The sequence below is a fragment of the Bacillus sp. FSL W8-0183 genome (genome assembly GCF_038006825.1).
Classification (GTDB): Bacteria; Bacillota; Bacilli; order Bacillales; family Bacillaceae; genus Bacillus; species Bacillus altitudinis.
The window spans coordinates 1,264,327-1,290,806 of record NZ_JBBOVY010000001.1; the positions used below are offsets into that span (position 1 = coordinate 1,264,327).

Consider the following 26,480-nt stretch of genomic DNA (forward strand, 5'->3'; position numbering starts at 1 on the left):
AGAGAAAAAGCTATAATACGGCCATCAAAGAGCAAGGGGCGAAATATATGAATGCAGCGATCATGGAGAATGGCAAGCTGGTTCGCATCACACAACATCTGACTAAAAGGCGGCTAGAGCATGTAAGAGCTACGTGCAAATTTTACTGTCCTGAATGTAGGCAGGAGGTTCTATTAAAGCTAGGTGAGCATCGTGTCCATCATTTTGCACATAAACAGCTCTCGGCATGTCCATTAGCGTCCACCGGTGAAACAGCTTATCATCAGGCAGGGAAAATGGCTCTTAAGGATTGGCTCACGCAGCTTGGATATGAGCCGTTACTAGAGAAATATGTTTCAAACATTCAGCAGCGCCCTGATGTGACCGTTGCTATAGAAAATAAAAGCTATGCCATCGAATTTCAATGTGCAAATATTTCGTGGAAAGAGCTACATAAACGAACGGAAGGTCTCCAAGCTGCGGGGCTCTATCCTATATGGATCATAGGGGCGAATCGTTTAAAACGAATGGCTGGCCAGCTCTTTTCATTCTCCTCCATTCATTGGGGAATTTTAAGGCAGTCAAAGAATAGGAGACTCATTTTTTATTGTCCGATCCAAAATAGATTCATCCACCTGGATCAACTTCTCGTGTTTCAGCCAACGAAAATATGTGCCTCAATGACCGTTAGACCGCCTTTAGCTTATCGCCAACTATCAGCACTCTTATCTGTTTCCTCGAGCAATCATCAATTGTATAAAGAGTGGCTCAAGTGTATTCGGCAATTTAGGGAGCGGCCACCCCGCATTTTAGCAAATGAAAGCAAACGTTTAAGAACCATTTTTTATGAGCATCATCAAACAGCATGGCCATTTCTACCGACAGAATTATTTATCCCCCTGACAGAAGCATATATCTTTTCAAGCCCTGTTTATGTGTGGCAAGGATGTCTTTATGATTGGATGGTTAGAAAGGGAAAAGAACAAGTGACCATTCATCTTCTTTTAAAAGAAATTGAGCGATGTGTCCAGAATAAAGAAGTGAAACTCCGATATACCAATGTCACAATAGAAGAAATCAAAGGGGTGATCATTTCATATGTACGGGCGCTTGTGAATCTAGGGTTTTTATACATGACGAAAGAGGGTAATTATCAAGTAACGTCGAATCAAAAGCCTATACAAACAGCAGATGAAGCGATAAATCGAGATGCTTTCTTATTTCATTAGCATGTTTCATGCCCACTTTGATCATGATAAGAAAAAGGTGGTGCTGCTATTGAATAGAAAGAAACGCTTTTTTCTCATTTTTTTAGTTTGTTTGGTATTTATTTCTGCATATGATTTGACAAATATAGTTCAAAACAAAGAAGATAAATACAACACCAATTTCTTTCACTTTCCGAAAGGTTGGTTCAACACAACTCATGCAAGGGGGATTCATATGACTTCACAAAATAACAACAATCATTTACCAGACAGAAGCGAAGTAAAAGAAGAAAACAAATGGCGCCTTGAAGATATTTTTGAAAGTGTCGATTCTTGGAATAAGGAATTCGAAGCTGTAAAAAAAGAAATTCCGAAGCTCGCCCAATTTAAAGGCAAGCTGGCCCATTCTGCTGATGTCTTGTATGAAGCCCTAACATTTCAGGATCAACTTTCTGAAAAGCTTGGCAAGCTTTATACATATGCGCACATGAAATACGATGAAGATACAACAAATTCATCATTTCAGGCTTTAAATGATAAAGCATCCAATTTATTTACACAGCTGTCTAGTACATCTGCCTATATTGTTCCGGAGATTTTATCTATTCAAGAAGATAAGCTGCAGCAATTTATTTTGGAAAAAGAAGAATTAAAACTTTATTCTCACGCTCTCGAAGAAATTAACAAAGAGCGTCCACATATTTTAAGTGAAGAGCAAGAAGCTTTATTAGCTGAAGCCTCTGAACCTTTATCAACATCATCCACTACGTTTAGTATGTTTAATAATGCAGATATTTCGTTCCCTTCTGTTAAGGATGAAAATGGAGAAGAAAAGAAAATTACTCATGGCAACTTCATTACCTTTTTAAACAGTGATGATCGTGAAGTGAGAAAGAATGCTTTTAAAGCCGTTTATAAAACGTATGATCAATATAAGAATACTTTGGCGTCTACACTCAGCGGCTCGATTAAAAAGGATAATTTTTATGCGAAAGTACGTCATTACAAATCTGCAAGAGAAGCAGCGTTATCACGCAACAGTATTCCTGAAGAAGTGTATGACAATCTAATTGATACAGTTCATCAATATTTACCGTTATTACACCGCTACATTGAATTGCGTAAAAAGGTATTAAAGCTTGATGAAGTGCACAATTATGACTTGTATACACCATTAGTAAAAGATGCTGGCATGAAGCTGACATATGATGAAGCAAAGGATTATATGCTGAAAGGGTTAGCGCCATTAGGAGAAGAATATGTTTCGGTATTAAAAGAGGGACTCGAAAATCGCTGGGTAGACGTTTATGAGAATAAAGGGAAACGAAGCGGTGCGTATTCTTCTGGAAGCTATGGTACGAATCCTTATATCTTAATGAACTGGCAAAATAATATTGATAATTTATTTACACTGGCTCATGAATTTGGTCACTCTGTTCATAGCTACTATACAAGAAAGCATCAGCCATATCCGTACGGAAACTACAGTATTTTTGTAGCGGAAGTAGCTTCTACAACAAATGAAGCATTACTAGGTGAATACTTACTGAATCATTTAGAGGACAAAAAGCAGCGCTTGTATGTGCTCAATCATTTGTTAGAAGGATTTAGAGGGACGGTATTCAGACAAACGATGTTTGCAGAGTTCGAGCACCTGATTCATGTGAAAGCGCAAGAAGGGGAGGCATTAACGCCAGAGTTTATGACGAACCTGTATTACGACCTGAATAAGAAGTATTTTGGCGAAGGTATGGTTGTGGATAAGGAAATCGGATTAGAATGGACGCGAATTCCGCATTTCTATTACAACTATTATGTGTATCAATATGCGACAGGCTATAGTGCGGCTCAGGCATTAAGTAAACAAATTTTAGAAGAAGGGAAACCTGCGGTGGAGCGCTATACAGACTTCCTTAAAGCAGGAAGCTCTGACTATCCAATCAACGTGCTGAAAAAAGCTGGTGTAGATATGGCATCGAAAGAGCCAATTGAGGCAGCATGTCAATTGTTTGAAGAAAAATTAAAGGAAATGGAAGAGCTCATCTCAAAGACTGGTGAGTAACGAGAAGACTTCTGTCAGATGTGTGAGTGCAAACTCACCTTTTGGCAGGAGTTTTTTCTTGAAATAAAAAAGACCAGATTGTTGACAAAGGGCTAAAATGAACTTGATTTTAGCCCTTTGACTTCTTTTTAGCGTGATAGAAAACCTTTGCAGGACTGACACCGAATGCGAGGGTTTGCCTACACGCTAGACCTCGTCTATATGAACGAGGTTTGTACATTCAATGATTACGTTTTAAAACCTTTGAAGGTTTTCCGGTGATTCATTAGATAGAGTGTAAAGAGAATGGAAGCGAATAGGAGTGGAGATGTTAGGTAAAGAGGCAGCATCTTCATTAAGCCTAATATATTTAAACAGAAACATAAGCCAATGGCAACAAGTCCAATGGTTGTGCTGCGCATGCAGATCCCCCCATTTTTTTGTTACTTTCACTATATGAAAGTGACAGTCCTCTTATGTTTTGTGACAAAAATATGAACATATAGTATATCGGTTGTCATAAGTCGACAAAATTTGATATACTACAGATGTGAAATTAATCACATACAAACATTACCCCTTTGTTTGACCGTGAAAAATTTCTCCCATCCCCTTTGTTGTCGTTAAGACATAGTGAAACCGCGCTTATCCCGGCGCGGTTTCTTCGTACTTATAAATAGAACAAGTGTTCCTTTTGGAGTGAAGAAAAAAACATGGGTCAGCACCCATGTTCATTCTCACAGCGGTAGACATCAAGATCTGAATGATTGTCTCCTTCTGTATAACGCCAAAACATTTCTTGATGTACTTGTACACGTTCTACCTTTTTAGCAAATGCGAGTTTTTTCATCTCGCGTTCAACTTCTTCAAGTGTCAGGTCATATACAACGGCAATTTCTTTTGCTGATGCAAATTGAAAGTAAGCGATAAACCATTCAATTGGCGGTCGTTCTGAAGGTGTTGGTTTTTCGCCAATCATTTCAAAGAGAATTTCCTCGTAAATATCATAAGAATATGCACCTGAAATCTTTAATCCTTCTTCACCATTTATCGTATTAAAAAAGGCGAAAGTGGGAAGCTCAGACACATCCATTTCAGCTGCGATTTTCATATCACATTGGAGCGCTTTGACAGCACTTTGAGAATGGATATCTCGCTGGAACTCTTCAATGTCCAGTCCAGCCGTTTTTGCATTTTCTAGCAAGACTTGTTCACTGGTGACGTCCTGCTGATGGCAAAAAAGCGATTCTTGAATGAGTCGTAAAAATTTCATTCCGCATTTTCTGCCCTGAAGTTCAGCTGCTTTTAATGCAAGAGAGGCGAGATAAGGTGATGTCACAATTTGTTCAGACAGCATTTGTTCTTTTTTGGTCTGAGTTTTCGTGGCAAATTTCCCCCACGCTTCGGTTAGTAAATGTTTTTTTCGTTTCCGGTTCAAAGCATTAATACTAGAACTTGTAACCGTTCGTAAAGTGAAGAAACGGCCATATTTCATTTTTAACTTTTTAATTGATGGCTCTAATAACCAGCAGTCCGGGCTGAGAGGATCAATGAATACATAGATTTCAATCGGCTTTTGAGGATGTCCGTGACAATGTGAGAAATATTGCTCATGCGGATTGCAGCTCAAGATCGTCCGTCCTTTTCAGGTATTTGGTTGACCATGTGACGAGCCGTCAAAGACAGGCGCTCAAATAAAAAGTCACGAATATCGCCGGTTAGTCCTACTTGATCCATTGCATCCTCCATGCATTCAAGCCATGCGTCCGCTCGCTCCTCAGTAATCGGAAAAGGGAGATGTCTCGCCCGTAGCATTGGGTGACCATGCTCCTCAGTATAAAGCGGCGGTCCGCCTAAATATTGAGTTAAGAACTGTTTTTGTTTTCTTGCTGTTTCTTTTAAGTCATCCGGGAAAATAGGATGAAGCAAAGGATGACACTTTACATTTTCATAAAAAGTATCAACAAGTTGCGATAGAAGTTCCTCTCCAACCGCTTCGTAAGGTGCGTTAAACGATTGTACCATGTTGACTACTCCTTTAACTCGTAGCTAATAGGATGGCTCACCCTATTGCGAATTTCATGTATTTCAAAAGTGATATTCAGTTTGTTCTATTTTGTTGTTTCTATTCTTGTATACTTATTTTAACAACCTCTACTCAATTCCACAAACAAACCGCTTTGGTCCTTTGGGAATAGTGAGGGAAACAGGGTCCGTGTTCAATTGACCATATCATAACACATTCAGTCAAAAAAGGGTGAAAAGCGACATACAAAAAACCGAAGAGGTTATTCTCTTCGGTTTAGGCGAAATATTGAGCTGTGATTTTCTTTACATAATTTTGTGTTTCTTTAAATGGAGGAATGCCTCCGTACTTATCTACATTCCCTGAGCCTGCGTTATAAGCGGCTAAGGCAAGTGAGACATTTCCATTATATTTTTGCAGCATTTGTTTTAAATACTTCGTTCCGCCTTCAATGTTTTGGGCTGCATCAAAGGCATTGTTCACGCCAAGTGATTTAGCAGTAGACGGCATAAGCTGCATCAGTCCAAGTGCACCAGCATGGCTGACAGCATTCGTGCGATAACCGGATTCTTGCTTGATCACTGCGTGGATCAGCTTTTCTGGAACTCCGTGCTTTTGAGCCATTTGTGAGACGATCTGATTAATCTCTTTTGATGAAGAGCCTGAAACAGCTTTTTGAAGCGGTGGTGTGTAGCTGTTATTTAAGACGTTTCCAATACCATTTGCGGTATTCAATTGGCTGTCATTTGCATAAAGAGACTGAGATTGAAGCTGTTCACTGCCCGCTATCGCAGATAAATATGGATTCATGCGTGCATATTGCGTGTTCGGAGACGTTGATGGGTCCGATCCCATGAAAGCAGAAATGGAAAGCGGGAGACGAGATAATTCTGATCCGCCTAAAAAATCTTGCAACAGCGACTGGAATGAAGTCTCAGCGCTTGATTCTTGTCCAGCTGTGAGTTGTGTTTGTCCATTATCAGATTGTAACGTTTTGAGTGCTTGAAGCTGCATAAAGGATTGAAGTTGATTGACGTTCATCATGTTCCTCCTTCAAGGAATTCATCTATTCTTTTGTTTTCATTTTTTCTTCATAAAAACGTACGACTTTGTTTTTCGTGTGTCTTGGTGGGATCTGAAATTGCTGAAGCAATGCTGTAAAAGCGGCTTGTCCAATGTCTAAATCGCTCACTTCAAATTCAAGTTCATAGTCCTCTACTGTTAAATATCGGCTGTGATCCAAAACAATTAAGCCTTCTTTGATCATTTTTTCTGCTCTTGACGTTTCCAGTGAACCAAAATACACGATTTGATCCTTTTGAATGTGAAGGTGTACTAATCTGTCTGCCACTTCACCTTCTGGGAGGTGGAAATGTTCAAGACTTGCGGGAGGATCGATCGTTTGGTGAGTTTCCAAAAGGCCGATCTCATGCGGTTCCTTTAATGTGAGGACCCACTGCCCGCCTTTTTCTCTCATTCGTAATGCAGCGAATTTGGATTTTATATCAAATTGAGGTGTATCAAAATAATAGTTGGTTTGAGTGTGGAAGTCCTCGTCCTTTAATTGAAAGTATTCTTTTAGCTGTTCAAATTCTTCTTTCATTAATAATTGTTTTAGTTCTATCTCAATTTCCTGTGCCATTTTGACATCAACCTTTCATTTAGAGGAAATATGATTATTGTACATGAAAAGCTTCTTTTTTTCTTATTTATTCCTTAAAAAGAGACGTATATAGATGCTAAATGAGGCAAAATGAACAACGAAATGGAGAAATCAAATTTTCTCAAAAAGTTCGGTTTATCAATATTGAACTTGATATGATAAAATAAAGCTGTACTTTGTTGTAAAGGAGATCATGATGCAAAACAGAATTGAAATCACAGAAGCAACTTTAAAAGAAGACAGGCTGATCTTGACGGTCCAGTCAGATGAGCAAATTCAAAAAGCAAAAGCATCAGGACAAATGCTTGTTGATTCTGATCACTTTGCGTTCGTTTACATACTTGAGACTGAGGAGTCTTTTACGTATCTTATTTTAGGAGAACATACATGGGCTCCATTAAAAGAAGCAATGAATCGTGAAATCCCTGTCTATTTGGCGGCGGAAGAGCAAACGCTAGAACTCATTCAACTTCATCAGGAATTAAACTATTTAATCGACAATATTAAAGACAATGCCAATTACGGAGATATGGAAGAGAAAGTGAAGAGCACATTCCTCTGAAATAATTAGGTATTTGGAATTGGGGGAAGTTTCATGGACAAAAAACAATGGGATCAATTCCTCGCACCATATAAGCAAGCAGTCGAAGAATTAAAAGTGAAACTAAAAGGCATTCGAAAACTGTATGAATTTGAGGATGACCATTCACCAGTAGAATTTGTCACTGGCCGAGTGAAACCCGTTGCCAGCATATTGGAAAAGGCAAAGCGTAAAAACATCCCGATGCATGAGATAGAAACGATGCAGGATATTGCAGGGCTTCGCATTATGTGCCAATTTGTAGAAGATATACAAGTCGTCAAGAAAATGCTCCAGTCACGAAAAGATTTCGTGGTTGTAGATAAACGCGACTATATTGCAGAACATAAAGAAAGCGGATACCGCTCGTACCACCTTGTTGTGTTATATCCGCTGCAAACGATCAATGGAGAGAAGCAGCTCCTCGTCGAAATCCAAATCCGTACATTAGCCATGAATTTTTGGGCGACCATCGAGCATTCTCTGAATTATAAATATAGCGGGAATATCCCGGAGAAGGTCAAGCAGCGCCTTCAAAGAGCTTCTGAGGCAGCATCTCTTCTTGATGATGAGATGTCTGAAATCAGAGGGGAAATTCAAGAAGCGCAAGTGGCATTTTCCCGGAAAAAGAAAAACGATAGCTGAGCCTAAGATTGATCAAATATGATGCTGCTTTCTCGTCGCAGCAAGGTGGAAAAGGAGAAGAATTCATGAAATTTGCAGTTTCTTCGAAAGGGAATTCTGTATCTGACACACTTAAAAATAAAATACAGACCTACTTATTGGATTTTGGAATGGAATTAAATGAAGAGGAACCCGATCTCGTCATTACAGTTGGCGGAGACGGAACCCTTTTATACGCTTTTCACCGGTATAGCAACCGTCTGAACGAAACCGCTTTTGTCGGCGTACATACAGGCCATCTTGGTTTTTATGCGGACTGGGTCCCGAGTGAAATTGAAAAGCTTGTGTTAGCCATTGCCAAAACGCCTTATCATATTGTGGAATATCCGATTCTTGAAGTCATCGTCAGGTACAACGATGGGGGCCGGGAAGAAAAATATTTAGCAATGAATGAATGTACGATTAAAAGTATGGAAGGTACACTTGTGGCAGATGTTGAGATTAGGGGTCAGCTTTTTGAAACATTCAGAGGAGACGGTCTTTGTTTGTCTACACCATCTGGCAGTACAGCCTATAATAAAGCACTTGGCGGGGCTATTATTCACCCATCCATTAGGGCGATCCAGCTGGCAGAAATGGCTTCAATCAACAACAGAGTGTTTAGAACGGTCGGTTCGCCGCTCATTTTGCCCGACCACCATACGTGTGTGATCAAACCGATTAATGATGTGGATTTTCAGGTGACGATAGATCATTTGTCGCTGCTGCATAAAGATGTGAAATCCATTCAATGCCGAGTGGCAGACGAGAATGTCCGGTTTGCCCGATTTAGACCATTTCCGTTTTGGAAAAGGGTGCAAGATTCCTTTATCGGCAAAGGAGAATAAGAAAGAGGTTGTTCTCGCTGGAATACTTTAAGATAAACAAAACCATATCAGCCAAAGAAGAAGGCAGGCTGCTGAAGGACTACTTAATCGATCTTGGCATTTCAAAACGAATGCTGACAGATATTAAATTTGATGGCGGTGACCTTCTGATTAATGGAGAGCATGTGACCGTGAGATATGAGCTGCGCGAGGGAGACAGGCTCACCATTTTATTTCCCGAGGAAAAAGTGAGTGAAGGGCTAAAACCTGCGGCCATTCCGCTTGATATTTTATTTGAGGACGAGCACGTGCTTGTGCTGAATAAAAAGCCGTATATCCCATCGATTCCTTCTCGAGAGCACCCTGAGTATAGTATTGCAAATGGGGTGCTTCACCATTATGCTGAACAGCCTGTTCGACTGACTGTCCATTTGGTGAACCGTCTTGATCGTGATACTTCTGGTGTCATGTTAGTCGCTAAACATCGCTTTGCACACAGCCTTTTATCAAAGGCGCAGAAAAAAGGGGAAGTCAAGCGAACGTATAGAGCCATTACACATGGCATGATCACGCAAAAGGAAGGAACAATTAGAGCAAAAATTGCTCGAAAAGGGGACAGCATTATTGAACGAATGGTGGATGAATCTGGTCAGGAAGCCGTAACACATTATACGGTGCGGGCGGTACATACTCATTTAGATATGTCTGATGTGTCCCTTACCCTTGAAACGGGAAGAACTCATCAAATTCGTGTTCACATGCAATTCCTTGGTCATCCGCTTGTTGGAGATACGCTATATGGTGGAACAAGCGAGAGAATAGGCAGGCAGGCACTTCATAGTGAAACCCTTGTTTTTCCGCATCCGATAACAGGGGAGTCCATGACCTTTTCGGCTCCTTTGCCGGATGATATGACATTATTGCTTCAGTAAACAAGTAAACCCGGTCACCTGTCATGGTGGACCGGGTTTTTTATTGCGTGAAATGCTGAAATCTTGAATCATCATATGGCATAGATGAAGGAACAGATACGGTCTCAAGCTCTGGATATCTAAGGGCAGAGAGCTTGTGGCCAAAGACGCAGCCTGTATCAATGTTAACCGTTCTACCGATAAATCTTGGTTCTTTTACGGGTGTATGCCCGTACACAATCCATGGTTTTCCGTGATATTCCTTTGCCCAGTCCTTCCTGACAGGTCGACCGTCTGGCCATGTTTCTCCGGTGACTGCTCCAAATAATAGATAAGACCTCATTTGTTTGTTCGGTTTTTTGCCAATATCCTTTTCCTTCATCGCTGCGTGTGCAATGATCAGTTCATTCGGAATCAGTACATCATAAAGCGGTGCCTTTTCAAATAAATGTTTAAATTCACGTGATAAAATGGTTTGTTCATCATGCGGCAGGTTTTTGATTTCATTCACTGTTGTTTCAATGCCATGCAGTAATTTTACGGGATTTCCTTTCAAATAGCGATACAGCTTAAAACAATGGTTACCAGGCACATAGCGGATTGCGCCCTTAGAATAGGCGTGTATGACAAATTGCATGACGGCAACTGATCGAGGGCCGCGGTCTGTTAAATCACCAACAAGGGCCAGTGTTCTCTTATCAGGGTGGACAGGTAGTCCATGTTTGAGTTCGTATCCTAGTTTGTGTATGAGGGTAAGCAGCTCTTCGTAGCAGCCGTGGATATCGCCGATGATATCGAATTTCATAAAGGTTCCTCCTGATTTTTTCATCCATTGATCGGATATAAAGAAGTTTGAATTTTAGAAAATATAACGAATGGCTTTCATTTCATTTGCGCAATTGTTAGAATCAATGCTTTAACGTAAAACTTAAAAATTAAACATGAATGTTAGGAGGCTTTAGCCAATGGAGCATACATCTGTTTCATCACTCGTTGTCGTTATTATTGTAGCCTTTTTCACCCCCATTTTATTGCACCGATTTAAGCTGACCATCCCGGTCGTTGTCGCTGAAATCATCATGGGGCTCATCATTGGAAAAAGCGGTCTTCAACTAGTTGTTGAACACGACGCATGGCTAGATACGTTATCCATGCTAGGTTTTATTTTTCTTATGTTTTTAAGTGGACTTGAAATAGATTTTTCTTCTTTTGAATCAAAGAAGAAAGCGCGAGAACTACCAAATGGATTAAAAGAACCGAATACATTTAAAACAGCGACCATTATTTTTGTTGGCGTATTTTGTATGTCCTTTATCCTGTCTTATGCGTTTGTCCTTGCAGGATTTATTCAAAATGCCTTTTTAATGACGCTTATTATTTCCACCATCTCATTGGGTGTGGTAGTTCCTACCTTAAAAGAGGAAAAGTTGATGCAGACGAATATTGGTCAAATCATTTTGCTTGTAGCCGTCATTGCTGATTTGGTGACAATGATTTTACTTGCTGTGTTTTCCTCCATTTATGGCGATGGAACAGGGAACATGTGGTTGCTCTTATTATTATTTGCGGCAGGTATTCTTCTTTATTTATTTGGCCGGGTATTTAAGACAAAGTCCATTTTTCAGTCCATGTCAAAAGGAACGGTGCAAATTGGGACAAGAGCCATCTTTACTCTCATTATAGTCTTAGTTGCCTTATCTGAATCACTCGGTGCTGAAAATATTCTTGGGGCTTTTTTAGCAGGTGTGCTTGTGTCTCTTCTTTCGCCTAATAAAGAGCTCGTACAGCAGCTGGACTCGTTTGGCTATGGATTTTTAATTCCGATCTTTTTTGTGATGGTCGGTGTGGACCTGAATATATGGTCACTCTTTAAAGATCCAACCATCATGATCATGATTCCGCTGCTGTTTATCGCATTATTGCTTAGTAAACTCGTTCCGATTCTTTATTTAAAAAAATGGTATGACATGAAAAAAGTCATTGGTTCTGGTTTTTTATTAACCTCGACGTTATCCCTAGTTATTGCTGCTGCAACGATTGGTGAGCGGCTTGGTGTCATTGATCATAAAATGTCAGGAGCCCTTATTCTAGTCGCTGTGCTCACGAGTGTTTTAACGCCTGTTTGGTTTAAGGCGTTATTTAAACAAGAACGTGAAACCAATCATAAAAAGCGTGTGACGTTTATTGGAGCGAATCAGCTGACGTTACCTGTGACGCTTGATTTGCATCAGGATGAATATGACATCCGTATTTTACACGTCTTTCAGGAAAATAAAGAAGCCTTGCTTGCTGACTCCATCTTTGAAGTTGAAGCGATTGAACAATATGACGATGATACGCTCAGGCAGGCTGGCATCGGGCAAGAGGATGTGCTCGTTGTAGCTACAGGCAGTGAAACGAAAAATAAGGAAATTGCTTTATTTGCAAAAGAAGAAGGGTCTAAACAAGTCATTGCAAGTGTTAACAAAGCGGAAGCCGAGCTGACTTTAAAGGAAGCAGGGATCGATACCTTTTCTAACTTCTTATCATCTAAAACGGTGCTGAGGGCATTGATTGAAGCACCTGATGCGATTCGCTTGTTAACAAATGAGGATTCTTCTTTGTATCAAATTCAAATGAACAATCATCGGTATCATAATGTCATGCTAAGGGAATTTCCTTTTACCGGCGATTTGGTGTTTGTCCGTATTTTTAGAGGAATTGACAGCTTAGTACCGCATGGGGATACGACGCTTAGAAGCGGTGACCGCGTGCTTGTGTCTGGTTCCCGGGAGTATGTGGCAGGACTTAGAGCCCAATTAGAGTTGCAATGAACCCTTGACCGATGAACAAATCCTGATTAAGATAGAGGTACAACAATATATGTTTGATCCACTAGGGGAGTCCTTTAAAAGGGCTGAGATAAAAGTGTAGACTTTTAGACCCTCATTACCTGAACAGGTTCATACCTGCGTAGGGAAGTGGTGCGGTGTTTGACTATGCTTTTTACAAATTCCAAACCACTTTCCACGCGGAAAGTGGTTTTTTTATATGGAAAAACAGGAGGAGAGGAACATGACATTTTCGAACGAATGTAAAGAAGCAGCAGCTAGATGGTGGAATGGGAGCTTTACACACCCTTTTGTGAAAGGGATTGGTGATGGCACACTTACACTCGATCGTTTCACTTATTATGTGATGCAGGATTCGTACTATTTAACTCATTTTGCAAAAGTACAGTCGTATGGAGCCGCTATTAGTGAGGACTTACATACGACAGGCAGAATGGCATATCATGCGCAGGGTACGTATGAAGCAGAGCTATCACTGCATAGAAAGTTCACAGAACTGCTCCAGATCTCTGATGAAGCGCTGGCAAACTTTAAACCTTCTCCAACTGCTTATGCATATACCTCGCATATGTACCGATCTGTGAAAAGCGGTCGTTTTGAAGAAATTTTAGCCGCATTATTGCCGTGCTACTGGCTTTATTATGAGGTAGGAGAAAAACTGAAACAAACAACGCCTGACCATCCGATTTATCAAGAATGGATTTTGACATATGGCGGGGATTGGTTTAAAGAGCTTGTTTTTGAACAGGTGAACCGTTTTGATGAACTTGCAGAAAAAGCGCCAGAACATGTGCGGGCTAATATGAAAGAAAATTTCGTGATTTCGAGCTATTACGAATACCATTTCTGGGAGATGGCGTATGAAAAAGAAATGTGGCAAACAGCATGCTTAGATGGGGTTGGTGCAAATGGAACTCCATGCAGTGACAAATGATACGCTTCCTGTCAGGGAGCTCATCAAGCAAATAAAAGACATTGCGTCTGAAGTAGACTTTATTCATATTCGTGAACGATCGAAGGCAGCAGGTGAGCTGGTTCACCTCGTGAAACAGCTCCTAGCAGAAGGTGTTCCGAAAGAAAAGCTGATTATAAATGACCGAGTTGACGTTGCGCTGCTGACCAATATTCACCGGGTTCATCTTCCAGGACACAGCTTTTCGCCAAAGGAATTAAGACAAAAATTTCCTCACCTCCATGCGGGGGTATCGGTTCATTCGATAGAAGAAGCCAAAGCAGCAGAGAAGAAGGGGGCAGAGTATGTCATGTTTGGGCATGTGTATGATACCGCATGCAAACCCGGACTTCAGGCGAGAGGCATAAAGATTGTGGAAGACATGACTTCTGAGCTGTCCATTCCAGTCGTTGTCATTGGTGGAATCACACCAGAACGACTGCCAGAATTGATGCATGTTGATTTAAAGGGAATAGCCGTCATGTCGGGAATTTTTGCTCATCCTCAGCCGCGCAAAATGGCGCAAACATTTTCTAAAAAGCGAAAGGAGAATCCTTATGAACAAGCATTATGATGTTGCAATCATTGGTGGTGGAATCATAGGGATGTCGATCGCTTATCACCTTGCAAAAGCAGGAAAGCAGATTGTCTTATTTGAGGCAAATGAGATCGGGAAGCAAACGACGAGTGCGGCTGCTGGCATGCTGGGTGCACATGCTGAAGGAGAAGGTGATGAGGATATTTTCTTTCAAGTAGGCAGACAAAGTCAGGTTTTATATGAAAAATTAACGGTCGACCTTCAGCGTGAATCGGGCATTGATATTCGGACATCAGTGGGCGGGATTATGAAGGTGGCTTTTACAGAACAAGAAAAGCGAGCGCTTTGCCGGATGCAGCATTTGCCCACATTTGAATGGCTTGAAGCAAGCAGCGTAAAAGAACGTATGCCTCAAATAGCAGATGACATCGTAGGAGCAGGCTTGATAGCAGATGATGTACATGTCGAGCCATATGCGGTATGCAGGGCTTTTTGGCAGGCGGCTGTTCGGCACGGAGCGGATGTGAAGGAGTTTACCCCCGTTATCGATGTGAAGAGGGGAAAAGAAACTTTGACAGTCAGTACAGCTAAAGGCATCTTCACATGTGATCATCTGACTGTAGCAAGTGGTGTATGGTCAGGCCGTTTTTTAGAAGAACTGGGGTTATCACATTCTCTCTATCCTGTAAAAGGAGAATGCGTGTCTGTTTGGAATAACGGTCCAGCGCTTGCACACACCATCTATCATGATCATTGTTATATCGTTCAAAGGGATAGCGGTAAGCTAGTGATTGGTGCAACGATGAAACCGAATGACTGGCAGGCCGTTCCGACACTTGGCGGTATTGAAGCAGTTATTCACAAAGCATCTCAGCTCATGCCTTCTATTCGAGAGATGCCGATTGATCAATGCTGGGCAGGTCTACGGCCAGCGACAAGCGACCGGCACCCCTATATCGGAAAACATCCGGAAGACGAGCGTATTCTTTTTGCAACGGGACATTACCGAAATGGCATTTTACTTGCGCCGATTACGGGGGAAATCATTCGCAGCTTGATAGTAGGCGAGTCTGTGAATAAGGAATGGCTTCATGCGTTTCGTATTGGGCGAAAGGAGGCATTGTTCGTATGAAAATTCAATTGAATGGAAGAATGGTTGATTTCGATAAGGAAAATGGCACGATTTTTGATCTGCTATCAGCCTATCAACTTGAAAACCGAGTGGTGATCGTTGAAAAAAATCAAGAAATTATAGATAAAGAAGCCTTTCAACAGGTAAAAATTCAACCAAATGACACGATTGAAATCGTTCACTTTGTAGGAGGAGGATGACAACATGCTGCATATTGGCGGAAAAACATTTACATCAAGACTATTACTAGGGACAGGAAAGTATCCATCATTTGAAGTTCAAAAAGAGGCGGTCAACGTATCAGAAGCTGAAATTTTGACCTTTGCTGTGCGAAGAATGAACATATTTGAACCATCACAGCCCAATTTTTTAGAGCAGCTCGATTTATCAGCCTATACATTGCTGCCAAATACTGCCGGGGCAAGTACAGCGGAAGAAGCGGTGCGGATTGCCCGTTTAGCGAAAGCTTCTGGACTGTGTGACATGATCAAAGTAGAAGTCATTGGCTGCTCAAGGTCTCTTCTGCCAGATCCAGTCGAAACGTTAAAAGCATCTGAAATGTTATTAGAAGAAGGTTTTATCGTGCTGCCATATACGTCAGATGATGTGGTGCTGGCAAGGAAATTAGAAGAACTTGGTGTCCATGCCATTATGCCAGGTGCTTCTCCAATCGGTTCAGGTCAAGGGCTTTTAAACCCTCTGAATCTATCGTTTATTATCGAACAGGCAAAGGTGCCAGTTATTATTGATGCGGGTGTAGGTTCTCCGAAGGATGCTGCTTATGCGATGGAATTGGGCGCTGATGCTGTATTACTGAATACAGCCGTGTCTGGCGCAAAGGACCCTGTGAAAATGGCTAAAGCGATGAAGCTGGCGATTGAATCTGGAAGACTCGGGTTCGAGGCAGGCCGTATTCCATTCAAAAACTATGGAACAGCCAGCAGTCCGCAGGAAGGAATGCCAGCATTTTGAGCACACGTTATTCACGCCAAGAGCTTTTTAGGCCTATTGGAGAGGAAGGACAAAAACGGCTACATGCCTCAAAGGCCGTCATTATTGGGGCTGGGGCACTTGGAACAGCGAGTGCTGAAATGCTCGTTCGTGCCGGCGTAGGATCTGTCACCATTTTGGATAGAGATTATATTGAATGGAGCAATCTGCAGCGTCAGCAGCTATACACAGAACAAGATGTTCTTGATCGGCTGCCAAAGGCTGTGGCTGCTGAGAAAAGACTCAAGCAGGTGAACAGTGATGTTCACGTGAGAGGAATCGTCATTGACGTGACCGCTCAAAATATTGATGAGTACGTCAGCGGGGCATCCATCATCGTGGATGCAGCGGATAATTTTGAGGTGAGAATGATTGCGAACGATGCAGCCGTCAAACATCAAATTCCGTTCCTTTATGGAGCCTGTGTAGCAAGCTACGGTATTCAATTCACAGTGATTCCTGGTGAAACACCATGTTTACACTGCCTGCTTGAGCATTTACCTGCACAAGGCATGACATGTGATACAGCAGGAATTATTAGTCCAGTTGTGCAACAGGTTGCGGCCTATCAAGTGGCGGATGCACTGAAGCTTTTAACAGGACACCACATCACGCCGGTATTAAGATCGTTTGATTTATGGACAAACGAGCGATCTGATATTCGATCCGTTACGTCTTTAAAAAAGAAACAATGTCCAAGCTGCGGTCTTAAGACATATCCATTTCTCTCTTATGATCAAAGAGCAAAAGCAGATGTATTATGTGGACGAAATACCGTACAAATTCGCAGTGCACTAGGGGCACCCCCGGCGTTGCATGAAGTAGCACGTCAGCTAAAGAAAGCAGGAATGGATGTGCTGGAAAATCCTTATTTGCTTTCGTGTCAGAAGGATGAGTACAAGCTCGTTTTATTCAAAGATGGCAGAGCGCTTGTACATGGGACAAATGATATTGCGAAAGCGAGAACGATTTATCATCAATGGATTGGCTAATGAGAGGGTGAGATGACATGACGATTAAAAAAGCATTAACCATCGCAGGTACTGATTCTGGTGGTGGAGCAGGTATTCAAGCAGATTTGAAAACCTTTCAGGAGCTTGGTGTGTACGGAATGTCCGCAATTACCGCCATTACAGCACAAAACACACTTGGTGTTCACGGTATTTATCCACTGTCTATCGAGGCGCTCGAAAATCAAATTGATGCAGTAGCAGAAGACTTGTTGCCAGATGCCGCTAAAACAGGGATGCTGTGGAGTGCCGACATGATCAGTGTCGTTGCTGAAAAGACGAAGCAATATGATTTGAAACTAATTGTCGATCCAGTCATGATTGCCAAAGGAGGCGCTTCTTTATTAAATGAAGATGCGGTCTCTGCTATGAAAACACAGTTACTACCTGTCAGTTATGCAGTCACACCGAATCTCCCTGAGGCAGAAGTGCTGACAGGCATGCGCATTCAGACAAAAGACGATCGCCATAGAGCAGCAGAACGACTTTATGAGCTTGGCACGTCCTATGTTGTGATCAAAGGAGGTCATAGCCCTTCAGACGGCCTCATTACAGATCTTTTGTACGATGGAAAAAGCTTTTTTGAACTCAGTAATGAACATATTGATACACCACATACACACGGAACAGGCTGTACATTTGCAGCGGCATTAACGGCAGAAATAGCAAAAGGTCGTTCCATGAAGGAAGCCTTTGAAACGGCAGAAACCTTTGTCCATGAGGCGATCAAATTTCCTCTGAATATTGGCGCTGGGCATGGACCGACTAACCACTTTGCTTATCAGCAAAACAGAGTCAAAGCATAAAAAAAGACTGTCTTCACTTGTGAGGGCGGTCTTTTTTCTGAAATAAAAACTTTCTTTCAGCGGAAATTGTCAATATCTCATGATTTGTGATAAGATTATGATCAGGTACTAATACTATGTCTTGAAAAAATAGGAGGCTTTAATACATATGAACTTTTCTTTAGAAGGCCGTAATATTGTGGTGATGGGTGTTGCCAATAAACGAAGCATCGCTTGGGGAATTGCTCGTTCACTTCACGAAGCAGGAGCTCGTTTGATTTTTACTTATGTTGGAGATCGTCTGGCAGAATCAGTGAAAGAGCTAGCAAGCACGCTAGAGCGTGATGATTCCATTATTCTTCCTTGTGATGTGACAAGTGATGAAGAAATCGAAAAATGTTTTGCAACGATTAAAGAAAAAGTACAAGTCATCCATGGTGTTGCACATGCGATTGCATTTGCGAACAAAGAAGAGCTTGTCGGTGAATATTTGAACACGAACCGTGAAGGTTTCCTTTTAGCGCACAACATTAGTGCCTATTCACTAACAGCTGTAGCAAAAGCAGCACGTCCGCTCATGACAGAAGGCGGAAGCATTGTCACACTTACTTACCTAGGCGGAGAGCGCGTTGTCTCTAACTACAATGTCATGGGTGTAGCAAAAGCAGCCCTTGAAGCAAGTGTGAAATACTTAGCAGCTGATCTTGGAGCGGAAGGCATCCGTGTGAACAGCATTTCTGCTGGTCCAATTCGTACGTTATCTGCAAAAGGAATCAGCGGCTTTAATACGATCCTGAAGGATATTGAAGAGCGTGCACCGCTTCGCCGTACAACGACTCCTGAAGAAGTTGGCGATACAGCACTATTCTTATTCAGTGATTTATCCCGCGGCATGACAGGTGAGAATCTTCATGTTGATTCTGGCTTCCATATCATTGCTCGCTAAACGAATAAATGATTTGCAGCATACCAATCACTGGTATGCTGTTTTTTATTTTTCTTCTGATTTGGGGTGTCCTCTCATATATATAAGGAATGAATCATTCGGGAGGGATTAGTATGTCAAATAAAGGTGATGAGAATCAAAAGCCGCTTATGTATATTGTTCAGCCGAGCTATGATGAATCAGCGCCGGCCATGCAAAATATTGTGAGAAAGCGCAAGAAGTCAGAAAAACCTTCAGAAACCAAAAAAAGCGACAAAGAGCATGCAATCGAAGAGAGCGTGCAAGAACCTGTATCACAGGAAGTAAAGCAGAAAAAAGAAGAGCCGCCTACGCTACAGCAAGAGCGGGAGATCAATCTAGAAAAAGATGATTCACAAAATCGAGAGCCAGTACAAGAACAAGAAAAACAGCCAGAAGGCGTATTTCATGAAACAAAAGAAGAACCAAGAAGAAAACGAGTGAAGAAGCCGTTAAGCCAAATGAATATCGAGGAGAAAGTCGATTTTCTTACAAGTCTGCCGCATAATATGCCGAGAGCGCTTTGCCTCATTGAAGCCGATGGAAAAACATACAGAGGAATCATCATGGAGAGAAAAGACAATATGGTGGTCATCCGCACAGCAGGCGGTGGTAATCCAGTAGAATTAGCGATTGGTGATATTTCTTCTATTCATCCACTTGGTTTTTAATGAACATAAAAAAAGTCCCATAACGGGACTTTTTTTGTTAGCAGCTACGGTTGATGAGTCTTGGATTTAAGCACTCGATTGCGCAGAAGCAGTCAAGGTCTACTTCAATGCAATATTTTGATTTTTCTAAACGGAACACATCACATACGGAATCTTTATCTGTAAAATCTAAAATATGACGATCTTTGTCAAATGCAATAAGCAAGCTGAGTGTTGCGCAGTGATCAGAGATGTGTTCGACTCTGAAAAATGCAGTGCTGAAGCAAGGGCCAGCATCTACTTCTCCGACGTTTCCGAATGCGACGAATGGTTTTGATTTTGAGGTAAATAGAACAAACGGGACAGTGTCACCTAATGAATGTGATGGAGAAAGGAGATTGCTGTAACAGCTGGTCGGGCAATCTTCTTCGACGGCATTTTGTAAGTCGTTTATGTTTTCAACAGCCTCTGCTACACAGTTCCATGAATGTTTGCGGCTCATATTCAACCCTCCTATACAAGGAAATTTGTTTGAGTGTTTGAGCACTGTCATCATCATCTATAAGCTTTATTACGTGTCTCGCCGGTTGATGCATCTAATGTCAATCAATGCGGAAGCGGCCGCCTTTTGCTGACTGCTCCGCATGATTGGTTGTCATTCGTGAGGAAGGGGATGCTTTGACTTATGACAAGTTAGATGAGCGGGCGATTGGTTTAGCCGTGGTGATGATGCTTTTTATCTTTTGTTGGCATGACTCTGTCGACAAGTTCTGGATTTAAACATTGGATCGCGCAGAAACAGTTCAAATCAACTTCGATACAAAAGTCCGCTTTTTCTAAACCAAAGAAGTCAGGATCGCAAGGGTGACAAACGCTTAGCGTATGTCCGTGTACATCAACAGGTCTTAATACAGATAATGTGGCACAGCAGTCATGCAATTTTTCAACCCGGAAGAAAATGGATTCGAAGCATTGGCAATCGTCAACAAATCCTCCAATGTTTCCGAAAGTAGAGAACAATCCGCCCTTTTTATCAAAAAGTAAAAACGGAATCGTATCTTTTCCAGAAACTGTCGGGCTTAATAAATTACTGTAGCAGCTCGTAGGACATTTATCTTCTACAGCTTCCTGCTCTGCTAAAATCTTATCAACCGCATCGCATACACAGTTTTCATCATGTCGGCCATGGTGTTTTCCGCAGCTCATGGATTTCAGCTCCTTTAACAAGGTATTTGACTTTAGTCCTTAACAACATATGTATGCGCCCTCTAGTTGGTGTGGGTAAATGACTATTTATCTTTGTTGTATTTTTAGAAAAGGAAAAGCAGAGCTTTTCGCTCTGCTTTTGTACATTAGAGGATACCAATTGCAACGATCGTCGCAACAAGTGTCTGTGTAAGCGTTTGGATGGCAATAGAGATGTCTGCATCGATTGTAGAGACTGTAACGTTTCTAGAGTTTTCGATAACAAGTTTCTGGCGATTTGTTTGTTTGTGGCTAGCTGCTTGCAATAGATCTTGAGTGACGCGGTCAGCTAGGTCACCATCAGCGATTGAGATGTTTGTAATGGTGATGATCGCTGTTTGAACAGCTGCTTGGATAGATGCTGCAACCTGTGCATCAACAGAAGAGACGTTAATGTCACAAGAATCTCTAACGATAATGACTTCCTCAGATGTCTGCTTTGTTACACTCACTTGATCAAAGTCTTGTAAAACATCTTCATCATCATAATAGTGGCCGTCACAAACTGCTTTTCTTTCGTAGTTATGATGGTAATCGCCGTGGTGTGTACAGTTGCGATCTAGAGCGACCCAAGAGTATGGTTTAGAATCCATTTCTTTTCCTCCTTCCGTTTACTTTATTAAATGCTGGAATGATTGGTTTTGTCTCGGGCATTTATCCTAGCAGGCAACCCATTTTTATTTAATCGTTATTTTGCTGCGCTTGACGACGCTGCTGGATACGTTCTCGAAGTGAATTTCGTTTAGGGCGCACTTGTGGTTCAGGCTCGACCTCTTCTGCATGTTTTGCTGCCTCTGCCTGACGCTTTTTCTCCTGCTGCTGCTGTACGAAATCATCTGCTTTCTTTTGTAAATCCTGAACCAGCTTCAAAATCATCTTTCTTTGATCTTCTGAAAGGTTTGCTTTCTGATCATCTGTGACATTATTTTTGTTTAAAATATCACTCACAAGAAGGCTTGTTAATGGATCAACATCAGTGTTGATTTGAAACTCCTTTTTTTCGTTCTCTTCAGCCACGATTATTTCACCTCTTTCATACGTGATGTTAGAAAAAGAAAGGGTCAAAGAATGCCGGCTTCAACTAAAAGTACATTCAGTGTTTGAGTGAGAATTTGTACGGAGTTCATAATGGATGCATCAGATAATGTAATCGTGACGTTATAACAATTGATGATTTGAATCACTGTTTTCTTTTGAACTGTCACTTGTTGTGCAGCTAAAAGCTGTTCTGTGATGTCTGCAGCCAATTCATCATCTGGTACAAGAATTTGAATTAAAAGAGTAATGATTGTCGTTACGGTCGCTTGAAGGGAGAGTGCGGCTGTTACATCTGTTTTATGAATCGTGACATTTTCGGAATCCTTGATCTCGATGAAATCATCATAATTGCTGATTAATTCGTTCAACAGTTGTGTGTATAATAAATCAGCACTTTCTTCAATAGACAATACTTTCACTCCTTTCTTATCTATACATTATTTAATGCAGCAGAGGCTCAAGGTGGAATCGGAAAGCATGAAAAAGTACAACCCAATTTTATTTGCACCCGATTCATCATGGTGGTCTTTCTTTTTGCATATATAAAGAAAGGACGGAAAAAGAAGAATGAAGGAGGTGGAGGTTCCATGAGCGGCGCTTTGTCATTTGCTATATTTGCCCTCGCATCCTTTAGGCTGACGAGATTGATCGTGTTTGATACGATTACAGCCCCCTTTCGCCGTCTATTTCATGAAGAGCAAGAAGAGGTAAACGAACAAGGTGAAGTCGAGACCTATATCGTCATTAAGGGGAAGGGACTGCGATCTTGGATAGGAGAGCTGTTAAGCTGTTATTGGTGTACGGGTATGTGGTGCACTGCTGCTTTACTACTGATATACATATTTTTTCCTGTCATCAGCATGTGGCTTAATTTACTATTAGCGATTGCCGCCGCAGCAGGCTTGATTGAAGCAGTCGTGTCGAAGCTTGTGAAATAAACAGGCATTCTGATCAGACACGCTTAAAGAAAATGCATATACTAACATGGAATAGGAAAGGAAGGGTTGCGATGAAACCAACTGAAACACCGTCACATATGCTTCAAGGGTATCCAGCGCAGTCAAATCAACAATCTGTATATACGAAGAAAATCAAGAAGACGGGCTGCGGCTGCGGGAAGAAAAAGAAACCTCAATAGGGAAAAACAAAAGCCGGATTTATCCGGTTTTTTTGTTGCCCTTTTTTTGGGTGATGCATATGTAAGAGAGAAGGGGTGACCAGAATGGATGCATTCGAACAATTAATCGGTTCCTTGTTCACTAAACCCCATGATGGGAAAGAGCAAGCGCACGAAAAAGCTGAAATGGATCTAGCGAATAAAGCGAAGGATCTTGAAGAGCACTTAAAAGCATTTGGCGAGAAAATGGATACTTTTGCGAAAGAAACAGAAGCATTCATGATCCGTCATGGAGAGGCAGATTACGTCTTTAAACAGCAGAAATAAAAATTCCGCACTTTTTTATGTGATCGTCCAAACCATTTCATGTATTTTTCATATTTTGTAAGGGAGAAGAGGAGGTGCTTAAATATGAGTTGTTACGGTTACGGTGGCGGTTATTGCGGAGGTTATGGCGGCGGCTACGGCGGCGGTTATGGTTCAACTTTTGTTCTTGTCGTCGTGCTTTTCATTCTTCTAATCATCGTTGGTGCTTCTTTCTTTAACTAAACAGTAAGAAGGTGAGGGAAGCAATAGGGAAGCCTTTTGCTTTCCTTTCTCTTTGCTAACAAGGCAGCAGGATAGGCACATATCTCGCCTATTTTCATATAGTAAGGTGATTACTCCACAAAGAGGAGGCAAAGGAATGGATAATAAGTTCTTTAAAAGTGTGGAAAATAAAACAGGTGTAAATATGAATGATGTCTTTAAGCTTGCAGGTTCTTTGCAAAACGCGAACTTTAAAGATGAGAATACCGTTCGAGGTGTCATTAAAAAAGTGGCGCAGCTTGCAAACAAACGTGTACCTAAAGAAATGGAAGACAAAATCGTTCAATCGATTACAAGTGGAAAAGAAAAGCTTGATTTTAATACAATCGCTAAAATGATGAACAACAAAAAATAAACAACAGGCTCTCCGTTTAAAGGGGGGCCTGTTGTTTTTGTGTGAATAATTCACGATTTTTCTTTAAAAGAGGGTACAAAAAGCGGGAGCGGTGAGCAGTTTTTCCTCTTCTATATGATGGAACGGATAGATAAAGGGATTGTTCTGCTCTCGTCATGGCAACGTATAATAAGCGCCGCTCCTCTTCAATGGCTTCTTCATCACCGTTTCTCAGCTCATCAAGTGCAAAGTCATGAGGGAGCGCCCCATCAACCACGCTCGTGATGTACACTGTTTGGAATTCTAGTCCCTTCGCACGGTGGATCGTCATGAGCTGAACGCCTGGTTCATCTGATTTTTCCTTTTCAGCAGATTTCATATGTTCGGCATGAGCGAGGAAGGCTTCAATTGTTTCAAAACGTTTCGCCGCTGTTTTCACATCTCGTACATCATCTGTTCCTTTTTCAAGCACATTCGTATCATTCACACGTTTTTTTAAATAATCACCAAGTCCCATCCTTTGTTCAATAAACGCTACAGCTTCAGATGGCTTTAACGATTTTAACGTTCGAAACAGGGGAACGATCGATTGCAGTTTTTTGCGCTGAAACGGCTGAATGTCTGTTAGCTTTCCAAGTGCCTCTACCATAGAACAATCTTCCGTAATGGTCAGCGCCTTCATGGTATTCAGTGTTTGCTGCTTTAAAAAGAAAACGGGCAGCAGCAGCTTCATTGCGGCGACATCATCTGCATCCTGACTTAGCGAAAGAAAAGCGAGCAGCACCCGAACAATTCTTCTGCTATAAAAGGCTTTTACGCCAGCATCGGTTTGATACGGAATCGCCGATTGATGAAGACGTTCATAAATCGCGCGGCCTCCTGTATTCGTTCTAAACAGCACGCAAAAGTCATTCGGTTTTGCACCGTTTTTAATTTTCTCCTGAATATCTGCTACGATCATGGTTGCTTCCTCTTCCTCGTCATATGGATAAAAAAGAGTCGGCGGAATCTTCTCCACGCGTACGGCTTTTAACGTTTTCTCGTAACGATGCTGGTTCTTCTTAATAATGGCGTCAGCACTTGCGACAATCGTATGATGAGAGCGGTAATTTGCATGTAAATGGACGATCTCGGCCGAAGGATAGTCCTGTTTGAAGTCAAGAATAAAAGCAGGATTGCTTCCTCTAAATGCATAGATGGCTTGATCATCATCGCCTACACAAAATAGCTGCTCGGATTCTCCAGCTAAAAGCTGGATTAATTGATATTGTACGGGATTAATATCTTGAAATTCATCTACTAAAATATACTTGAATCGTTCTTGATATTGTTTGAGCAATTCAGGCTGCTTATTCAGCATGTGTAAACAGGCAATCGCCATGTCATCAAAGTCAAATTGTTGATTTTCACGCTTTTGCTGTTCGTATGACTGATAGATTGTCCACATTTGCTTTTCCTTTTCATCTTTCAGCTCAGGAAGTTCGTTTGGTAAAAAAGCATTTTTCCAATAGCCGATTGATTGCAGCACTTGATCGGTTGGATAGTCTTTTTCATCAAGTCCTTCATGCATGATCGCTTTGCGAATATACTGCTCTTTTTGCCAGTCGAATTTAATCAAATGCTGTCTGTTCCATTTGCCCCGATCATCGTGAAGCAGCATTTTATAAAATAGACTGTGGAATGTGCCTGTCACAACTTGGCTCGCCTGTGAAGGATGAAGCTGATACTGCATACGCAGTCTTTCTTTCATTTCACTGCTTGCTTTTGTGGTGAAGGTCACGAGCAGGATATGGTGAGCAGGGATTTGATGGTGCGACATCAGATAAGCAGCTCTTGCTGTCAGTACCCTTGTTTTCCCGCTGCCGGCGCCAGCTAGCACAAGCATCGGACCGTCTTTGTGTGTGACTGCTTGAAGCTGTGGTGCGCTAAAGGTGATGTGTGGAAAGAGGTCAATGGTATGCACTTCTTCATTCTTTTCTAAATGAAAGGTTTCGCCAAATTGAATGGACCGTGGTTCCTGCCAGTCATCCGAATCTTCTGTTTGTGAGATGATCTGTTTGCCGGTTGGAAAGCGAAAGCTGCCAAGTTCTTTGTAGGATGCATCTTCCTCTCGTTCAGCCGGTTTCTTTTCCTCTTGTTGTTCTCTTTTTTCGCAAATCTCTTGCTGAGATATTTGCTTATGGATAAAGGCAGGTTCTTCATGTATATTTAATCTAAAAAAGACGGGTTGTCCGCAATATGGGCAAGATAAATGCCCTTTTTTCCCCTCATCATGGAGGAATTGATAGTGTTCTCTCGAATATGTATGTAATGAGATCGTTCGATCATGTCGTCGTGCGCATTTCAAAGCTAGTCCTCCAATAGTCAATCAATCTTAAAAAGAAACACATCTAATCATATCAAATGAG

The 26,480-nt window shown here is 41.5% G+C and carries 34 protein-coding genes and 1 riboswitch; of the genes, 21 read left to right on the top strand and 13 right to left on the bottom strand.

From position 1 onward, the window contains the following. Window positions 1–47 precede the first annotated feature (47 nt). Window positions 48–1,208: a competence protein CoiA gene (locus NSQ64_RS06550; RefSeq protein WP_341015679.1), complete on the top strand. Its 1,161-nt coding sequence runs from the start codon at window positions 48–50 to the stop codon at window positions 1,206–1,208. A 214-nt stretch (window positions 1,209–1,422) separates the two neighbouring features. Next, window positions 1,423–3,249, top strand: coding sequence for an oligoendopeptidase F (gene pepF / locus NSQ64_RS06555; RefSeq protein WP_282746884.1), 1,827 nt, complete (start codon window positions 1,423–1,425; stop codon window positions 3,247–3,249). On the opposite strand, the gene NSQ64_RS20955 is transcribed toward pepF, so the two are convergent. From NSQ64_RS20955 to NSQ64_RS06580, 6 genes are all read right to left on the bottom strand, one after another. Beyond that, window positions 3,232–3,411, bottom strand: coding sequence for a hypothetical protein (locus NSQ64_RS20955; RefSeq protein WP_414642614.1), 180 nt, complete (start codon window positions 3,409–3,411; stop codon window positions 3,232–3,234). The two genes, pepF and NSQ64_RS20955, sit on opposite strands and share 18 nt — an antisense overlap. Before the next feature lie 65 nt (window positions 3,412–3,476). Continuing rightward, complete coding sequence (locus NSQ64_RS06560) at window positions 3,477–3,650, bottom strand: hypothetical protein (RefSeq protein ID WP_341015681.1); 174 nt, start codon at window positions 3,648–3,650, stop codon at window positions 3,477–3,479. A gap of 296 nt (window positions 3,651–3,946) precedes the next feature. Further along, window positions 3,947–4,858 carry a ClpXP adapter SpxH family protein gene (locus NSQ64_RS06565; protein WP_007499002.1) on the bottom strand — a complete coding sequence of 304 codons (912 nt, stop codon included), beginning with the start codon at window positions 4,856–4,858 and terminating at the stop codon, window positions 3,947–3,949. Next, window positions 4,855–5,253 (bottom strand): globin domain-containing protein, encoded by a 399-nt coding sequence (locus tag NSQ64_RS06570; protein WP_007499001.1) that lies wholly within the window; start codon window positions 5,251–5,253, stop codon window positions 4,855–4,857. Before NSQ64_RS06570 ends, NSQ64_RS06565 begins: the two co-directional genes overlap by 4 nt. 277 nt (window positions 5,254–5,530) lie before the next feature. Further along, the gene (locus tag NSQ64_RS06575; protein ID WP_008348461.1) at window positions 5,531–6,295 is read right to left on the bottom strand and encodes a lytic transglycosylase domain-containing protein; all 765 of its coding nucleotides are present in this window, start codon (window positions 6,293–6,295) and stop codon (window positions 5,531–5,533) included. 25 nt (window positions 6,296–6,320) lie between these two features. Next, window positions 6,321–6,896, bottom strand: coding sequence for a CYTH domain-containing protein (locus tag NSQ64_RS06580; RefSeq protein ID WP_007498999.1), 576 nt, complete (start codon window positions 6,894–6,896; stop codon window positions 6,321–6,323). A gap of 217 nt (window positions 6,897–7,113) precedes the next feature. Between NSQ64_RS06580 and NSQ64_RS06585 the strand changes: the two genes are divergently transcribed. From NSQ64_RS06585 to NSQ64_RS06600, 4 genes are all read left to right on the top strand, one after another. Further along, a complete protein-coding gene (locus NSQ64_RS06585; RefSeq protein WP_008348459.1) occupies window positions 7,114–7,479 on the top strand; it encodes a UPF0738 family protein in 366 nt (121 codons plus the stop codon). 33 nt (window positions 7,480–7,512) lie between these two features. Next, complete coding sequence (locus NSQ64_RS06590; protein WP_008348457.1) at window positions 7,513–8,142, top strand: GTP pyrophosphokinase; 630 nt, start codon at window positions 7,513–7,515, stop codon at window positions 8,140–8,142. A 65-nt stretch (window positions 8,143–8,207) separates the two neighbouring features. Further along, window positions 8,208–9,008, top strand: coding sequence for an NAD kinase (locus tag NSQ64_RS06595; protein ID WP_008355343.1), 801 nt, complete (start codon window positions 8,208–8,210; stop codon window positions 9,006–9,008). Window positions 9,009–9,025: 17 nt separating this feature from the next. Continuing rightward, complete coding sequence (locus NSQ64_RS06600; protein ID WP_045034754.1) at window positions 9,026–9,919, top strand: RluA family pseudouridine synthase; 894 nt, start codon at window positions 9,026–9,028, stop codon at window positions 9,917–9,919. 40 nt (window positions 9,920–9,959) lie between these two features. Here the strand turns inward: NSQ64_RS06600 and prpE are convergent, their stop codons facing one another. Next, window positions 9,960–10,703, bottom strand: a complete 744-nt coding sequence (gene prpE / locus NSQ64_RS06605) for a bis(5'-nucleosyl)-tetraphosphatase PrpE (protein ID WP_017359667.1) — start codon at window positions 10,701–10,703, stop codon at window positions 9,960–9,962. Window positions 10,704–10,863: 160 nt separating this feature from the next. On the opposite strand from prpE, the gene NSQ64_RS06610 reads away from it, so the two are divergent. The 10 genes from NSQ64_RS06610 to NSQ64_RS06655 all read left to right on the top strand — a co-directional run bounded on the left by NSQ64_RS06610 (window position 10,864) and on the right by NSQ64_RS06655 (window position 19,771). After that, the gene (locus NSQ64_RS06610; protein ID WP_007498989.1) at window positions 10,864–12,711 is read left to right on the top strand and encodes a monovalent cation:proton antiporter family protein; all 1,848 of its coding nucleotides are present in this window, start codon (window positions 10,864–10,866) and stop codon (window positions 12,709–12,711) included. A gap of 53 nt (window positions 12,712–12,764) precedes the next feature. Then, a riboswitch (TPP riboswitch) is annotated at window positions 12,765–12,874 on the top strand. A 78-nt stretch (window positions 12,875–12,952) separates the two neighbouring features. Continuing rightward, entirely contained in the window at window positions 12,953–13,663 is a 711-nt protein-coding gene (gene tenA, locus NSQ64_RS06615; protein WP_008348448.1) for a thiaminase II, read from the top strand. Continuing rightward, on the top strand, window positions 13,638–14,255 hold the full coding sequence (tenI, locus tag NSQ64_RS06620; RefSeq protein WP_341015687.1) for a thiazole tautomerase TenI: 618 nt from the start codon (window positions 13,638–13,640) through the stop codon (window positions 14,253–14,255). The genes tenA and tenI overlap by 26 nt, the downstream gene beginning before the upstream one ends. Further along, window positions 14,239–15,351, top strand: coding sequence for a glycine oxidase ThiO (gene thiO / locus NSQ64_RS06625; protein WP_341015689.1), 1,113 nt, complete (start codon window positions 14,239–14,241; stop codon window positions 15,349–15,351). Before tenI ends, thiO begins: the two co-directional genes overlap by 17 nt. Beyond that, complete coding sequence (thiS, locus tag NSQ64_RS06630) at window positions 15,348–15,551, top strand: sulfur carrier protein ThiS (RefSeq protein WP_017367025.1); 204 nt, start codon at window positions 15,348–15,350, stop codon at window positions 15,549–15,551. Before thiO ends, thiS begins: the two co-directional genes overlap by 4 nt. A 4-nt stretch (window positions 15,552–15,555) precedes the next feature. Then, the gene (locus NSQ64_RS06635; RefSeq protein ID WP_327855239.1) at window positions 15,556–16,323 is read left to right on the top strand and encodes a thiazole synthase; all 768 of its coding nucleotides are present in this window, start codon (window positions 15,556–15,558) and stop codon (window positions 16,321–16,323) included. After that, window positions 16,320–17,333 carry a thiazole biosynthesis adenylyltransferase ThiF gene (locus tag NSQ64_RS06640; RefSeq protein WP_024720132.1) on the top strand — a complete coding sequence of 338 codons (1,014 nt, stop codon included), beginning with the start codon at window positions 16,320–16,322 and terminating at the stop codon, window positions 17,331–17,333. The genes NSQ64_RS06635 and NSQ64_RS06640 overlap by 4 nt, the downstream gene beginning before the upstream one ends. Window positions 17,334–17,350: 17 nt before the next feature. Next, window positions 17,351–18,157 (top strand): bifunctional hydroxymethylpyrimidine kinase/phosphomethylpyrimidine kinase, encoded by an 807-nt coding sequence (thiD, locus tag NSQ64_RS06645; RefSeq protein WP_326112583.1) that lies wholly within the window; start codon window positions 17,351–17,353, stop codon window positions 18,155–18,157. A gap of 148 nt (window positions 18,158–18,305) precedes the next feature. Further along, complete coding sequence (gene fabI, locus NSQ64_RS06650; RefSeq protein WP_003211867.1) at window positions 18,306–19,082, top strand: enoyl-ACP reductase FabI; 777 nt, start codon at window positions 18,306–18,308, stop codon at window positions 19,080–19,082. Window positions 19,083–19,195: 113 nt separating this feature from the next. After that, window positions 19,196–19,771 (top strand): CotO family spore coat protein, encoded by a 576-nt coding sequence (locus NSQ64_RS06655; RefSeq protein WP_326112581.1) that lies wholly within the window; start codon window positions 19,196–19,198, stop codon window positions 19,769–19,771. Between the two features lie 37 nt (window positions 19,772–19,808). On the opposite strand, the gene NSQ64_RS06660 is transcribed toward NSQ64_RS06655, so the two are convergent. From NSQ64_RS06660 to NSQ64_RS06680, 5 genes are all read right to left on the bottom strand, one after another. Continuing rightward, the gene (locus NSQ64_RS06660; RefSeq protein ID WP_008348434.1) at window positions 19,809–20,252 is read right to left on the bottom strand and encodes a CotY/CotZ family spore coat protein; all 444 of its coding nucleotides are present in this window, start codon (window positions 20,250–20,252) and stop codon (window positions 19,809–19,811) included. 212 nt (window positions 20,253–20,464) lie between these two features. Then, window positions 20,465–20,956: a CotY/CotZ family spore coat protein gene (locus NSQ64_RS06665; RefSeq protein WP_008348432.1), complete on the bottom strand. Its 492-nt coding sequence runs from the start codon at window positions 20,954–20,956 to the stop codon at window positions 20,465–20,467. A gap of 146 nt (window positions 20,957–21,102) precedes the next feature. Continuing rightward, entirely contained in the window at window positions 21,103–21,588 is a 486-nt protein-coding gene (locus NSQ64_RS06670; RefSeq protein WP_008348431.1) for a spore coat protein, read from the bottom strand. An 88-nt stretch (window positions 21,589–21,676) separates the two neighbouring features. Beyond that, a complete protein-coding gene (locus NSQ64_RS06675; protein WP_024720135.1) occupies window positions 21,677–22,012 on the bottom strand; it encodes a hypothetical protein in 336 nt (111 codons plus the stop codon). Between the two features lie 44 nt (window positions 22,013–22,056). Continuing rightward, window positions 22,057–22,443: a spore coat protein gene (locus NSQ64_RS06680; RefSeq protein WP_007498962.1), complete on the bottom strand. Its 387-nt coding sequence runs from the start codon at window positions 22,441–22,443 to the stop codon at window positions 22,057–22,059. 177 nt (window positions 22,444–22,620) lie between these two features. On the opposite strand from NSQ64_RS06680, the gene NSQ64_RS06685 reads away from it, so the two are divergent. From NSQ64_RS06685 to NSQ64_RS06705, 5 genes are all read left to right on the top strand, one after another. Then, window positions 22,621–22,971, top strand: a complete 351-nt coding sequence (locus NSQ64_RS06685) for a DUF1360 domain-containing protein (RefSeq protein WP_035700339.1) — start codon at window positions 22,621–22,623, stop codon at window positions 22,969–22,971. A gap of 71 nt (window positions 22,972–23,042) precedes the next feature. Beyond that, window positions 23,043–23,171 (top strand): hypothetical protein, encoded by a 129-nt coding sequence (locus NSQ64_RS06690; RefSeq protein WP_008348422.1) that lies wholly within the window; start codon window positions 23,043–23,045, stop codon window positions 23,169–23,171. 84 nt (window positions 23,172–23,255) lie between these two features. After that, on the top strand, window positions 23,256–23,477 hold the full coding sequence (locus NSQ64_RS06695; protein WP_008348420.1) for a hypothetical protein: 222 nt from the start codon (window positions 23,256–23,258) through the stop codon (window positions 23,475–23,477). Window positions 23,478–23,561: 84 nt separating this feature from the next. Then, a complete protein-coding gene (locus NSQ64_RS06700; RefSeq protein ID WP_008348419.1) occupies window positions 23,562–23,699 on the top strand; it encodes a YjcZ family sporulation protein in 138 nt (45 codons plus the stop codon). 136 nt (window positions 23,700–23,835) lie between these two features. Next, on the top strand, window positions 23,836–24,093 hold the full coding sequence (locus NSQ64_RS06705) for a stage VI sporulation protein F (RefSeq protein WP_008348417.1): 258 nt from the start codon (window positions 23,836–23,838) through the stop codon (window positions 24,091–24,093). 16 nt (window positions 24,094–24,109) lie between these two features. Here the strand turns inward: NSQ64_RS06705 and NSQ64_RS06710 are convergent, their stop codons facing one another. After that, on the bottom strand, window positions 24,110–26,419 hold the full coding sequence (locus tag NSQ64_RS06710) for an ATP-dependent helicase (RefSeq protein ID WP_341015702.1): 2,310 nt from the start codon (window positions 26,417–26,419) through the stop codon (window positions 24,110–24,112). Window positions 26,420–26,480: the final 61 nt, after the last annotated feature.